Source organism: Paenibacillus sp. 01T443 (assembly GCF_056398325.1).
This window is the reverse complement of the sequence record NZ_JBFTPE010000008.1, coordinates 36,610-50,000: the sequence shown is the minus strand read 5'-3', so window position 1 is coordinate 50,000 and position 13,391 is coordinate 36,610. Positions and strand designations below refer to the sequence as shown.

14 protein-coding genes are annotated in these 13,391 nt (G+C 45.2%); all 14 read left to right on the top strand.

The annotated features are described in order from the left end of the window. Position 1 precedes the first annotated feature (1 nt). The 14 genes from yfmH to AC1DLI_RS13875 all read left to right on the top strand — a co-directional run bounded on the left by yfmH (position 2) and on the right by AC1DLI_RS13875 (position 13,256). On the top strand, positions 2-1,288 hold the full coding sequence (gene yfmH / locus AC1DLI_RS13940) for an EF-P 5-aminopentanol modification-associated protein YfmH (protein WP_477603507.1): 1,287 nt from the start codon (positions 2-4) through the stop codon (positions 1,286-1,288). After that, a complete protein-coding gene (gene ymfI, locus AC1DLI_RS13935) occupies positions 1,285-2,031 on the top strand; it encodes an elongation factor P 5-aminopentanone reductase (RefSeq protein WP_477603505.1) in 747 nt (248 codons plus the stop codon). Before yfmH ends, ymfI begins: the two co-directional genes overlap by 4 nt. Before the next feature lie 104 nt (positions 2,032-2,135). After that, a complete protein-coding gene (locus AC1DLI_RS13930) occupies positions 2,136-2,387 on the top strand; it encodes a DUF3243 family protein (RefSeq protein WP_477603503.1) in 252 nt (83 codons plus the stop codon). A gap of 193 nt (positions 2,388-2,580) precedes the next feature. Beyond that, the gene (locus tag AC1DLI_RS13925; RefSeq protein WP_138751528.1) at positions 2,581-3,348 is read left to right on the top strand and encodes a DUF3388 domain-containing protein; all 768 of its coding nucleotides are present in this window, start codon (positions 2,581-2,583) and stop codon (positions 3,346-3,348) included. A gap of 18 nt (positions 3,349-3,366) precedes the next feature. Further along, on the top strand, positions 3,367-4,293 hold the full coding sequence (locus AC1DLI_RS13920) for a helix-turn-helix domain-containing protein (RefSeq protein WP_477603501.1): 927 nt from the start codon (positions 3,367-3,369) through the stop codon (positions 4,291-4,293). A gap of 28 nt (positions 4,294-4,321) precedes the next feature. After that, positions 4,322-4,816, top strand: coding sequence for a YajQ family cyclic di-GMP-binding protein (locus tag AC1DLI_RS13915; RefSeq protein ID WP_477603499.1), 495 nt, complete (start codon positions 4,322-4,324; stop codon positions 4,814-4,816). A gap of 295 nt (positions 4,817-5,111) precedes the next feature. Further along, positions 5,112-5,687, top strand: a complete 576-nt coding sequence (pgsA, locus tag AC1DLI_RS13910; RefSeq protein ID WP_477603497.1) for a CDP-diacylglycerol--glycerol-3-phosphate 3-phosphatidyltransferase — start codon at positions 5,112-5,114, stop codon at positions 5,685-5,687. 90 nt (positions 5,688-5,777) lie between these two features. Beyond that, on the top strand, positions 5,778-7,037 hold the full coding sequence (locus AC1DLI_RS13905) for a competence/damage-inducible protein A (protein ID WP_477603495.1): 1,260 nt from the start codon (positions 5,778-5,780) through the stop codon (positions 7,035-7,037). 321 nt (positions 7,038-7,358) lie between these two features. Next, positions 7,359-8,408 (top strand): recombinase RecA, encoded by a 1,050-nt coding sequence (gene recA / locus AC1DLI_RS13900; protein WP_477603493.1) that lies wholly within the window; start codon positions 7,359-7,361, stop codon positions 8,406-8,408. A gap of 79 nt (positions 8,409-8,487) precedes the next feature. Next, positions 8,488-9,192, top strand: coding sequence for a regulatory protein RecX (locus tag AC1DLI_RS13895; RefSeq protein WP_477603491.1), 705 nt, complete (start codon positions 8,488-8,490; stop codon positions 9,190-9,192). Positions 9,193-9,373: 181 nt separating this feature from the next. Next, positions 9,374-10,918, top strand: a complete 1,545-nt coding sequence (gene rny, locus AC1DLI_RS13890) for a ribonuclease Y (RefSeq protein ID WP_364140319.1) — start codon at positions 9,374-9,376, stop codon at positions 10,916-10,918. Between the two features lie 90 nt (positions 10,919-11,008). Then, on the top strand, positions 11,009-11,803 hold the full coding sequence (locus tag AC1DLI_RS13885; RefSeq protein WP_477603488.1) for a TIGR00282 family metallophosphoesterase: 795 nt from the start codon (positions 11,009-11,011) through the stop codon (positions 11,801-11,803). Positions 11,804-11,940: 137 nt separating this feature from the next. Continuing rightward, positions 11,941-12,201, top strand: coding sequence for a stage V sporulation protein S (locus tag AC1DLI_RS13880; RefSeq protein WP_006036664.1), 261 nt, complete (start codon positions 11,941-11,943; stop codon positions 12,199-12,201). Positions 12,202-12,314: 113 nt separating this feature from the next. Continuing rightward, the gene (locus tag AC1DLI_RS13875) at positions 12,315-13,256 is read left to right on the top strand and encodes a dipeptidase (protein ID WP_477603486.1); all 942 of its coding nucleotides are present in this window, start codon (positions 12,315-12,317) and stop codon (positions 13,254-13,256) included. Positions 13,257-13,391: the final 135 nt, after the last annotated feature.

Sequence of the window (13,391 nt, the reverse complement as noted above, 5' to 3'; positions counted from 1 at the left end):
GATGCAAACCCTTAGCTATCCAAATGTGCAGGAAACGCTATATCGCGAGGTGCTTGATAACGGACTAGAGGTTATCGTGCTTCCAAAGGAAGGGTTTAATAAAACCTACGCGACATTTTCAACAAAATACGGCTCGGTAGACAATCGTTTTTCAGTTGGCAATCAGCCGCCAGTTAAGGTGCCCGACGGGATTGCTCATTTTTTGGAGCATAAAATGTTCGAAGAACCGACAGGTGATATTTTTGCTGTTTTTGCTTCACAAGGCGCCTCTGCTAACGCATTTACAAGCTTTGACCGCACCGTATATTTGTTTTCGGCGACGGAGCAAATTAATGCTAACCTGGAGACATTGATCAACTTTGTTCAAAATCCTTATTTTACGGATACAAATGTAGAAAAGGAAAAGGGGATTATTGAGCAAGAAATCAATATGTATCGAGACAATCCGGATTGGAGAGTCTATTTCGGACTCATCGATGCGCTTTATCATGAGCATCCCGTCCATATTGATATTGCTGGTACGGTAGAATCCATTAGACAAATCGATAAAGAGACGTTATATCGCTGCTATGAAACCTTTTATCATCCTTCTAATATGCTGCTTTTCGTTGTGGGCGGCGTGAAGGCAGAGGAAGTTTTCCAGCTCGTTCGCGATAATCAGAGCAGCAAATCATTTGAGCCTCAGGGTTCAATCGAGAGGTTTTTTGAGAAGGAGCCGGAAGCTGTAAAAATTACCCGAAAGGTAACGGAGCTTCCTGTATCATTGCCTAAATGCATGCTCGGATTCAAAGAAAAGCAGACGGGTCTTACCGGTGAAGCGCTCCTGCGTCAAGAAGTGACGACAAAGCTCATGCTGGAAGCCTTAATTGGACCTAGCTCTAAGCTTTACCAGCAGCTTTACGAGAATGATTTGATTTCCGATTCCTTCGGACATGAGTACAATTCGAGTACGGGCTACGCATTCTCCGTTATCGGCGGTGATACGCCAAATCCGGATGAGCTGATCAAGCAAATCCGTGCGGCTGTAGAAGGTACTTTGGCGAGCGGAATAGAACCAACGGCTTTTGAAAGATCCAAGCGAAAAAAAATCGGCGGATATTTGCGGATGCTCAATTCCCCAGAAGCGATTGCCGGTGAATTTACAAGATATCGGTTTCGTGACAGCGATATGTTCGATGTCCTCGATTTTTATGAAAAATGTACGCTTGACGATGTCAATGCGCGACTGCGCGAGCATTTTGATTTCGATCAGCTTGCGGTATCTATCGTGGAACAGCCGTCAAAATGAAAACGCTCCAGCAAATGACGGTGTTAATTACGGGGGGAGGCCGCGGGATCGGGGCAGCCATTGCCAAACGATTTGCGGCTGAGGGTGTTAACATCGTTATTCATTATTTGCAGTCTCATGAGACAGCTAACGAAACAGCACGAACTTGCATGGCACTTGGTGCAAATGTATTAACGATATCTGCTGATTTGCGTTCCAAGGAGCAGCTCGAGCGGATGCGTGAGAAGCTGGAGAGTCATAATATGCTTCCCGATATACTGGTAAATAATGGCGGCATTTCTCATTATGGCATGCTGATGGATGTCTCGGAGGAAGAATGGGATAATGTGATGTCCGTTAATCTAAAAGGCATGTTTCTTTGTTCACAGTTATTTATGCCGAATATGATTGCGCAGCGTTATGGCCGTATCATAAATGTTTCGTCCATTTGGGGGATGTCTGGCGCCTCCTGCGAAGTGCTTTATTCAACAACAAAGGGTGGCATGAACGCCTTTACGAAGGCGCTGGCTAAGGAGCTTGCGCCAACTGGGGTTACGGTCAATGCCGTAGCTCCAGGTGTTGTTGAAACAGAGATGATGGACKGGTTCAACGCGGAGGAAAAGGCAGCCTTGGAGCAGGAGATTCCAGTTGGCCGATTCGGCTCGACGGAAGAAATCGCATCCCTTGTTTATTTTCTTGCTTTGCCCGAGTCATCGTATATCACGGGGCAGGTCATCAGTCCGAATGGCGGTTGGCACACGTGATCCAAGAATGTTTTTCGGACAGACTCCATGCATAATTAGTGATGCATTTACACATGATATGACTGTTGATGATTCTTTTCTATACCTTTAGGAGGCGAAGAAACATGTCAACTGTCCTTTCTAATTTTGCCACATGGAAGCATTTCTTGGCAGACCGTGTATCTCAAGCAAAGAAGATCGGCATGACGGAAGAAACGATTTCAAGCCTGGCTTATGAAATCGGTACCTTTCTCGATGAGAAGGTAGATCCGAAAAATGAGGAAGAACGCATTTTAAAGCAGCTGTGGGATGTTGGTGACGAGGCAGAACGTAAAACTCTTTCTAGCCTCATGGTCAAGCTCGTCCAAAAATCGTAGTTGTTTTATTAATTCGACATTTTCCTCAAGTAGAAGTAGAAGCAGAAGCAGGAGAGCCTCCTTATAGGAGGCTTTTCTGCAATGTTTCTTTTTGGCTTGCAGGATTGTGACGAAAATTGTAGAATTATGTTTCATGACGTAGTATCCATCATTTACATACTTCTATAAGAACAGGTTTAGGACGGTGACAGCTTTGGAGTCGAAACAATGGTATATGGAATACAAAATACATAAAAACAGGCCTGGCTTGCTCGGAGATATCGCCTCTTTATTAGGTATGCTTGAGGTTAATATTATGACCATCAACGGTGTGGAAGATAGAACGAGGGGAATGCTTCTCCAGACGGATGACGATGAGAAGATCGAGCTGCTTGGCAAAATGCTACAAAAGGTTGATAATATAACTGTAAACAAACTGAGAACGCCAACAATCGTCGATATATTGGCTGTTCGCCATGGTCGGTACATTGAACGGGATTCGGATGATCGCAAGACATTCCGTTTTACGCGGGATGAGCTCGGTATATTGGTAGATTTTTTGGGCGAAGTGTTTAAACGGGATGGAAATCAGGTTATAGGATTACGTGGGATGCCGCGTGTCGGCAAGACGGAATCCATTATTGCCGGAAGCGTATGCTCGAATAAGCGCTGGACGTTCGTATCTTCAACACTGCTGCGCCAAACGGTTAGAAGCCAGCTCTCAGAGGATGAAATGCAGCCCAATAATATCTTTATTATTGATGGGATTGTGAGTACAATCCGCTCAAATGAGAAGCATTATGGATTGCTTCAAGAAATTATGGCGATGCCTTCAACTAAGGTTATTGAGCATCCTGATATTTTCATTAAGGAATCAAATTTCGATTACAGCCATTTTGACATAATTGTTGAGTTACGCAATACGCCAGATGAAGAAATATCGTACGAATCTTTCACAGCTAACTATACAGACGATTTCTAATCGGAAGGAGGCCGTCTCATGTCTGATTTAGGAGAATTGCTTCGCAAGGCGAGAGACCAACGCGGATTAACGCTAGATGATATTCAAGAAACAACGAAAATAAGAAAACGGTACCTGGAAGCGATCGAAAGCGGAGACCATACGGTTTTACCCGGTCCCTTTTACGTGCGCGCATTTGTGAAAAATTACTCAGAGGCTGTTGGACTTGATCCGGACGAAGTACTTCGTTTGTATCAGCATGAGGTGCCGGCAGCGCCGGCTGAGCAAGTTTCTGAACCGATTGTCGTGAGATCGCCGCGTCGCGTCAAATCACAATCGTCCGAGAGGCTTGGCAAAATTGGTTTCAACGTCATGATGTGGTCCTTCCTGATTTTAATCGTTGTCGTGATTTGGGTGTATGTCATTAATAACGAAACGGATGATCCCAAACAAGTCGATAACAGCACTGATATTACGGAAGCTTCTGAACCGCCGGTTAAGACTGACGAAACAGATACAGCCGGGAATGAAGTTACGCCGACAAACGAACCAGTTGCTCCTACGCCAACTGAAGCGCCAACCACGGTTACATTCGGCAGTAAGGTAGGAAAAGCTGATCAATACGATATTGGGCCTGCTGGAAAAACGCATAAGGTTGAAGTGAAAATCGTAGGCGGCAGAAGCTGGCTGGAGGTCCGTTCGAACAGCAACAAGGGCGAAAAGCTGTATTCGGCGAATGCAGAGGATGGAACGGTAGAGTCTTACGATCTCATCGGCCCGATCTATATCAATGTGGGAAGATCTGATCTAACGGAAATAACGGTGGATGGCGTTCCGGTTCCTGACGGAGACCGAGCTGGGTCTAAGAAGCTGCTGCTTCAGCCGATAGCTGATGGAGCAACCCCCACAGACGCAACAGCAACGCCATCGCCAACGCCAAACAATGAAAGCAATCAAACGGAATAATGATTAATGTACCAAAGGAGAGGTTTTAATGGCTTCAGAAAATGCATTTGATATTGTATCCAAAGTGGATATGGCAGAATTGGCTAACGCGATTAAGCAGGCCGAACGGGAGATTGAAACACGCTTTGATTTTAAAGGGAGCAAAAGCTCCATCGCGCTCGAAAAGGAAGAACTCGTCGTTGCATCCGAGGATGATTACAAGCTGAAAAATGTCCTTGACATTCTTTTGTCCAAAATGGTGAAACGCGGCGTTCCTATTAAGAACCTAGATTACGGAAAAATCGAAGGCGCTTCCGGAAATACGGTACGTCAACGGATTAAGCTTAGACAGGGCATAGAGCAGGATGTTTMCAAAAAGATCAATATACTAATAAGGGATTCGAAGCTGAAGGTAAAAAGCTTGATCCAAGGGGATCAAATTAGAGTATCAGGCAAAAGCCTTGATGATTTGCAGGCCATTATGAAGCTTCTCAGAGAAGCGGACCTGCCTGTTGAACTTCAATTTACCAACTACCGCTCGTAATAGCGAAGCTTCGTTTCATCGGAATTCGAGAAACGAAGCTTTTCGTTTAATAGCGCATAGAGGGAAAAATGGGGCTATAGCTGCTTTTGACACGTGTATGGGCATGTATTATACTTGTTGAGATAGCTTTACAGAAGGATCTGGGGGATACATAGATGAAAGTAAGCACACATGCAGTCACTCAAGGTTGCTTAGCAAATGGTCCGCATCTGGAACGCAATTCCGGATTCATTTACGAACAAAAGGTTCGCGTAACGCACACCTATGAGTTAGATCGATCTAAGGAGGGAATTGCGTGAATCTGGCGAACCGCATTACCTTAGCCAGAATATTTTTAGTGCCGATTATTATGTTTTTTCTGCTTATCAAAGTGGATTTGGGGTCGTTTAGCATTTCAGACTTCTCCATTACATACAATCAAATCGCAGCGGCACTCATTTTTATTGTGGCGGCAAGTACAGACGGGTTAGACGGTTACATAGCGCGCAAGAACAAAATCGTAACCAACCTCGGCAAACTGCTCGACCCATTGGCAGATAAGCTGCTTGTTGCAGCTGTCCTTATTTCACTTGTTGAAATGGACAAGCTGAATGCTTTAATAGCAATAGTTATTATTAGCCGTGAATTCGCTGTAACGGGACTTCGTCAAATCGCGCTCTTAGAGGGCTCCGTAATGGCTGCCAGCACATGGGGGAAATGGAAGACGGCGATTCAAATTACAATGATTATTGCGCTTTTGATCAACAACTTCCCATTTAATTTCATTGATTTTCCTTTTGATGTCATCGCAAGCTGGATAGGAGCCGCAATCACGGTATACTCAGGCATCGATTATTTCTTGAAGAACAAACATTTGATTCCGGTAGAATAACGTTAAAGCATCTTTCCGTTCAACGGAGGGATGCTTTTACTTATATTGCTCTGGGCATATCTACATTTGACGTAGAGGGGATTTCGAATAATGAAAGCAGAAATCATAGCGGTCGGTACAGAACTGCTGCTCGGCCAAATCGTAAATACGAATGCGCAGTTTTTGTCTCAAAAGCTTGCGGGATTAGGCGTTGACGTTTATTTTCAGACGGTTGTCGGTGACAATGCCGGGAGGCTGCGGGAAGCGATTGAAATTGGGCGAGGCCGAGCGGATCTACTTGTTTTTACGGGTGGACTTGGTCCGACACAAGATGATCTTACGAAGGATGTTTTAGCAGAATATTTAAACCGCAAGCTCGTTATCCATGAGCCTTCTATGACTCAAATCAAGAAGATGTTCAGCTCGCGCGGCATTCATATGGTGGAGAGCAACCGTCGCCAAGCCTTGATGATCGAGGGTAGTGATCCATTAGAAAATACAACGGGCTTAGCGGTTGGTAACGGTTTATCCGTAGATGGGACGCTGTACTTGCTGCTTCCGGGTCCGCCGATGGAAATGAAGCCGATGATGGATGGAGCGGGCGAGCTATGGCTTCGTTCTTTGCTGGGAGAAGCGAATCCGCTTTATTCGCGTATATTAAAGTTCGCAGGTATTGGAGAATCGAATCTTGAAGCGAAGCTAATTGATTTAATTGACGGTCAGGTAGATCCGACTATCGCTCCTTACGCGAAGGAAGGCGAGGTTTCCATAAGGGTTTCGACAAAAGCAAGCTCTGCCATCGATGCCGATCGGAAAATAGATGAAAGCGTAGAAAAGATAAAGGAACGAGTTGGAGAGTTCTTGTATGCACAGGAGGACGTACCGCTCGAGGTTGAGGTTGTACACCTTCTGAGAGCCTCAAGGCGCAAGCTGGCGAGTGCGGAAAGCTGCAGTGGGGGTTTATTGGCCGAGCTTATTACAAACGTTCCTGGGAGCAGTGGAGAGTATGTAGGAGGAGTGGTCACTTACACCAATATAATGAAGCATCACTTGCTAAGCATACCGATGACTCAGTTAGAAGGCGAGGGCGCGCCCGGTGCGATCAGCGACTCGACTGCGGCTTTAATGGCGGAGCGGGTAAGAGAGCTTTCGGATGCTGACTTTGGCGTATCCTTGACAGGAGTAGCCGGACCGGCGGAATCCGAGGGCAAGCCTGTTGGTCTTGTTTACGTAGGCATTTCGGTGCGGGGAAAAGCTACCGAAGTTTTTACTTTGAATTTAAGCGGCGGCAGAAGCATGATAAGGCTTCGCGCCGTGAAAGCAGCATTGTACCGATTATGGCTGGCGCTTCAGGCGGATAAAGGCGAATAAATGGGCATTGCTAACGGAGAGGGAGGTTTGGCTCCAAGCGCGGGCCATTCCATAATGACAAATATAGTCAGGATTTAGTTTTCAATAAGTATCGTGAAATTTCGACTTATTAAAATAAATAATGTTTGTCAATTGCGGGCCAGCCCGTTATAATTAAAGTTAGTTATCGGAAGAACCGTGGCGAAGAATACTTTGCCGCGGTTTTTTTATGTCCATTTGAGGGGGCGAAGCGAAAAGGCGAATGTATGTTCGAAAAAATGCTTGTCAACCCGTCAGAAAAAAGGTATCATAACATTATAAATAAAGAAGGATGTGAGTTTCTTGTCGGATCGTCGCGCTGCACTAGAAATGGCTTTGCGTCAAATTGAGAAGCAATTTGGTAAAGGCTCCATCATGAAATTAGGAGAATCCACACACATGCAGGTAGAAACCGTGCCTAGCGGTTCACTTGCTCTAGATATTGCATTAGGAATAGGCGGCTTGCCGCGTGGACGTGTTATTGAAATATATGGACCGGAATCATCAGGTAAAACAACTGTTGCGCTTCATGCGATTGCAGAGGTTCAACGAATTGGCGGACAAGCTGCCTTTATCGATGCGGAGCATGCACTAGATCCGCTTTATGCTAGTAAGCTTGGCGTAAATATTGATGAGCTGTTGCTTTCTCAGCCGGATACAGGTGAGCAAGCATTGGAAATCGCTGAAGCGCTTGTACGCAGCGGCGCGGTTGACATTGTCGTTATTGACTCCGTTGCTGCACTTGTACCAAAAGCGGAGATCGAAGGCGACATGGGTGATTCGCACGTTGGTCTTCAAGCTCGTTTGATGTCGCAGGCTTTGCGTAAGCTTTCGGGTGCAATCAGCAAATCGAAGACGATTGCTATTTTCATCAACCAATTGCGTGAAAAGGTTGGCGTTATGTTTGGTAACCCTGAGACAACGCCAGGCGGACGCGCTTTGAAGTTTTATTCCAGCGTACGACTAGATGTGCGCCGTATTGAGACGTTGAAGCAAGGTAATGACATGATTGGTAACCGTACTCGTATTAAAGTCGTGAAAAACAAGGTAGCACCTCCGTTTAAACAAGCTGAGGTAGACATCATGTACGGCGAGGGTATTTCCAGAGAAGGTACTCTTGTCGATATCGGCGTAGAGATGGATATCGTTCAGAAGAGCGGAGCATGGTTCTCATACAATGGCGAGCGTCTGGGCCAAGGCCGCGAGAATGCGAAGCAGTACTTGAAGGATCACAAGGATGTTGCAGAGGTTATCGAGAAGCAAATTCGCGATGCGAGTAACCTGTCGGCAGCTGCAACTCAGGCGAATTTMAAACCTGATGAAGACGACGAAGAGTTCGAAGATCTGGAATAAAATGATCTTATAGCATACGTATCCATGCTTCGCCGCCCTGTTAGGGGCGGCGAAGCTGTGTTTAGAGAGGATGTACGCTGTGGCTTACAGTGACCCTAAAAACGAAGAAGAATGGATGATCTTATCGGTTCGTCTTGATAAGAAGGAAAGAAAATTATATCATCTCTTTGCCGAGTCAGAGGAACCGATATTATCTGTACATGAAGATATATTAATTCGGTTTCGTTTGACGAAGGGGCAACTATTAACGGAGGTCCAAATCGAAGAAATACGAATGGAAGATGAACGTTACCGTGCCTACGTGCTGGCAATCGCCTATTTAGGAGCTAGACCGAGAACGAGAAAACAAATCGAGCAATATTTAAACCGCAAGCTGTTTGAGTCAGACAATATTCAATATGCTCTGGACCGTTTAGAAAAGGAACATATTGTGGATGATGAACAATATGCACGTCAATTTGCGGCTGGAAGACTTAAGAACAGACTGAAGGGTCGACGCTTTATCCAGCAAGAGCTGGCGCAGCGAGGCGTGTCGAAAGAAGCCGCTGCAGAGGCGATCGATGCATTGGACCATAATGTTGAATTAGCGTCAGCGAAGAAGGCCGCAGAGAAGAAATGGCGCTCCTTAAAAGGGGAGCCGTTTGAGAAAAAGCGCAAGCTTATGGGGTATTTAATGCGCAGCGGCTTTCCAGGAGATATCGTGAAGGAAGCCATAAAGTCGATAGATCTGATTGGTGAAGATGACGCATTCGAGGAAGTTGATGGGCTTTTGCTTGACAATTGATTTTACGAAAAGATAAAATGAGGTTGTATTCCTTCATTATTGAATCAATTTTCCTTCCAAAAGTTGATTCAATACGATTATTTTCGTCAAATTAGTAATTGTTGAAACGGTTTGAAGCCGGTTGAAAACCTAATATCATCCCAAGCAGTGCCTTGGTGTATGCAACAAGGAGGTGAACAAGATGCCTAATGAGGTCATTTGGATCTTGATCTGTCTCTTTGTTGGCGCAATTTTCTTTGGGATTGGTTATTTTATTCGAAAGTCGATTGCCGAGGCCAAAATTTCAAGCGCTGAGCAAGCTGCAATTGTAATCGTAGAAAATGCGAAGAAAGAAGCGGAAGCTCAGAAGAAAGAAACCGTGCTAGAAGCAAAAGATGAAGTCCACAAACTTCGTTCCGAAGCCGAGAGAGACATTCGTGAACGTCGCAACGAGGCTCAACGTCAGGAAAGACGTTTACTCCAAAAAGAGGAGTCGCTGGATAAAAAGTTAGAAGCGCTAGAACGCAAAGAAGAAACTGTAGCCAACAAAGAAAAACGGATCGAAGAAACGCAAGAGCAGATCGATTCCATTTACAAGCAGCAGCTGAGTGAATTGGAACGTATTTCGAGTCTGACAACGGAAGATGCCAAATCGATCATTTTATCCAATGTTGAACAGGAAGTACGACATGAAACAGCACAGATGATTAAAGAGATCGAGCAGCAAGCGAAAGAAGAGGCCGATAAGAAAGCCCGTGATATTATTTCACTAGCTATTCAGCGCTGTGCGGCAGATCATGTGGCTGAGACGACGGTATCCGTCGTAACATTGCCTAATGAAGAAATGAAAGGCCGCATTATTGGGCGTGAAGGCCGTAATATCCGTGCTTTGGAAACATTGACTGGTATCGATCTAATTATCGACGATACACCGGAAGCGGTCATTTTATCAGGTTTCGACCCGATAAGACGCGAAATTGCCCGCACTTCTTTGGAAAAGCTTGTGGCTGACGGTCGTATCCATCCTGCCCGCATTGAAGAAATGGTTGAAAAATCTCGTAAAGAGGTGGACGAGCGCATCCGTGAATACGGTGAGCAAGCTACTTTCGAGGTTGGCGTTCACAGCTTGCATCCGGATTTAATCAAGATTTTGGGACGATTGAAGTATCGGACAAGTTACGGTCAGAACGTGTTGAAGCACTCCATGGAGGTTGCTTACTTGACTGGATTAATGGCAGCAGAGCTTGGCCAGGATGTTACATTGGCGAAGCGTGCAGGTTTGCTGCATGATATCGGTAAAGCATTGGATCATGAAGTGGAAGGCTCACATGTAGAAATCGGTGTTGAACTTGCTAAGAAATACAAGGAGCATCCTGTCGTTATAAACAGTATTGCTTCTCATCACGGGGATACGGAAGCTACTTCCGTAATCGCGATGCTCGTAGGAGCGGCTGACGCATTGTCCGCTGCGCGCCCTGGAGCTCGCCGTGAAACGCTTGAAACGTATATCAAACGACTGGAGAAGCTTGAAGATATCTCTGAATCGTTTGAGGGCGTAGAGAAATCGTACGCGATTCAAGCTGGCCGCGAAGTGCGCGTCATGGTGCAGCCAGAAAAAATCGACGATACAGAAGCTTTCCGTCTTGCACGCGATATTACGAAGAAAATCGAAAGCGAGCTTGATTATCCGGGACATATTAAGGTAACGGTCATTCGAGAAACACGCGCGGTTGAATATGCGAAGTAATCAACAATAAAATATCAGCTTTTCAGAAAAGTGGCTGCTTGTTAGCCACTTTTCTGTTTGCAGGCGCATAAAAAAAGGAAGTGTATTCACATGAACGTATTATTTATCGGAGATATTGTAGGAAACGTAGGCAGAAGTGCTTTAAAGCGAGTGCTTCCTGCACTTAAAAGTAAATATAATCCGCATATTATTATTGCGAATGGCGAGAATGCCGCTGCAGGCCGCGGAATAACAGCAACCATTGCCAAGGAATTTTTCGAATGGGGCATCCATGGCATCACAATGGGTAACCATACGTGGGATAATAAAGATATATTCGAGTGGATTGACGAGGAGCCGCGTCTAGTACGTCCGGCGAATTATGCAGTAGGCGCTCCTGGTCAAGGTATGGCTTTTATCAAAGCCGCTGGAAAGCAGCTTGCGATCATCAATTTGCAGGGACGCACATTTTTGCCGCCAATTGATTGCCCTTTCCGCAAGGCGGATGAGTTGATCGAAGAAGCAAAAGAGCAGACGAACAATATCCTTGTTGATTTTCATGCGGAAGCGACTTCTGAGAAAATCGCAATGGGCTGGCATCTGGATGGCAGAGCCTCAATCGTGCTTGGAACACATACGCATGTCCAAACGAATGATGATACGATATTGCCCGGCGGGACAGCTTATATCACGGATGTTGGTATGGTAGGTCCTAAAGAAGGCGTGCTCGGCATGGAGCGAAATGCTGTTTTACATAAATTCATTACACAGCTGCCTGTCCGTTTTGTAGTGGATGAAGGAAAATGGCATCTGCATGCGATTTCCGTTCAAATTGACGATGCAACGGGGCAAGCGCGGAAAATCGAAAAAATACGCCTTACGGAAGATGAATGGCTTTTGATGTAACGCTTAGAATCTTTGAAAAGTTCCGACAATTCAGAACTGTTTGTGAATTGACGGAATAAAAGCAGGAATTTTTTAATCTCCCCCGAATACTATTTAAAAGTGGAATCCATCCAACAGTCCAAGGGGAGGTTCTTTTTATGGATGTATTAAAAGTTTCAGCAAAATCCAATCCAAATTCCGTTGCAGGTGCGCTAGCTGGCGTTCTTCGTGAACGTGGTGGTGCGGAACTGCAAGCCATTGGAGCTGGTGCGTTAAACCAAGCAATCAAAGCCGTTGCGATTGCTAGAGGATTTGTCGCTCCCAGCGGGGTGGATTTAATTTGTATTCCGGCTTTTACTGACATTGTTATTGACGGGGAGGATCGAACAGCAATCAAATTGATTGTTGAACCTCGGTAGCAAGTCCAAGAGGCGGAAATGAATAAGCCAATTGGATAAAATGAAATGATTCGCCTGTTTACGTCGTAGACAGGTTTTTTTGCTGTGAGTCATACGAATGGTGAGGTGCGTGTATGAAAGTAATAGATTTTCATTGCGATGTGCTCTGCAAACTGCTAATTAATGAAAAACTTACTTTTCAAGCCAGCAAGCCTGGCAGTTTAGATGTTACATACGAGCGTTTAAAGGCGGCAGGGACGATTCTACAAACTTTTGCGATCTATATTCCGCAATCGATGAACGGGCGTTTAGAGCCTATTCTGGAAAGCGTGGATCGATTTCACCAAATGGTATTAACTTGCGAGGACATGATGTGGATTCGGACGGCTAAGGATTTGGACTTCTGTATAACAAATGGAAAAATTGGAGCGCTGTTGTCGCTTGAAGGTGTTGACGGTCTTCAAGGGCAAATGCCCCTGCTTCGCATATTGCATCAATTAGGAATCCGCGCTGCGGGATTAACTTGGAACCATGCTAACTGGGCTGCAGACGGCGCGATGGAGCCGAGAGGCGGCGGATTGACGAGTTTAGGCAAATTATTAGTAGAAGAATGCAATAAATTGGATATACTATTAGATGTGTCCCATTTGTCAGAGCGTGCATTCTGGGACGTTGCTGAGCTTTCGCAAAAACCGATTCTTGCATCACATTCTAATGCTAAGGCGATTTGCGATCACCCTCGCAATTTGAATGATTCACAGATTGAGAAGATTATAGCGAAGCAAGGCTTGATTGGCATAACGTTCGTGCCTTGGTTTGTATCGAGCTCAGAAGTTGTGCTCATCGATGATTTGCTGCGCCATATTGAGCATATCTGCGAGCTGGGCGGGGAATCCCATATCATGCTAGGCTCGGATTTTGACGGCATTGACCGATACATGCAGGACTTAACACATCCTGGTGAGCTTATCGCTCTTCAGGACGCGCTGCTGAAAAGGTATACTGAGCAGCAAACCGAACAATTTATGTCCGGCAACGCGCTGCGTTTTCTCCGAAAAAATCTACCTTTTTCTTAAAAATGGTTCAATCTGTTTGCGGTATGGAATTGATCGAAACAAACTATGTTTTTGTTAAGCGTTTACATCTTGATTTTTGTAATGCTGCGCTTTAAAATTGTTGTGACTGTTATGACTTTTACGATATAATTACTT

Coding starts and splice junctions, on each gene's coding strand:
- AC1DLI_RS13875 (WP_477603486.1), top strand. CDS start 12,315: ATGAAAGTAATAGATTTTCATTGCGATGTGCTCTGCAAACTGCTAATT.
- AC1DLI_RS13880 (WP_006036664.1), top strand. CDS start 11,941: ATGGATGTATTAAAAGTTTCAGCAAAATCCAATCCAAATTCCGTTGCA.
- AC1DLI_RS13905 (WP_477603495.1), top strand. CDS start 5,778: ATGAAAGCAGAAATCATAGCGGTCGGTACAGAACTGCTGCTCGGCCAA.
- AC1DLI_RS13920 (WP_477603501.1), top strand. CDS start 3,367: ATGTCTGATTTAGGAGAATTGCTTCGCAAGGCGAGAGACCAACGCGGA.
- AC1DLI_RS13930 (WP_477603503.1), top strand. CDS start 2,136: ATGTCAACTGTCCTTTCTAATTTTGCCACATGGAAGCATTTCTTGGCA.
- AC1DLI_RS13885 (WP_477603488.1), top strand. CDS start 11,009: ATGAACGTATTATTTATCGGAGATATTGTAGGAAACGTAGGCAGAAGT.
- rny (WP_364140319.1), top strand. CDS start 9,374: ATGCCTAATGAGGTCATTTGGATCTTGATCTGTCTCTTTGTTGGCGCA.
- yfmH (WP_477603507.1), top strand. CDS start 2: ATGCAAACCCTTAGCTATCCAAATGTGCAGGAAACGCTATATCGCGAG.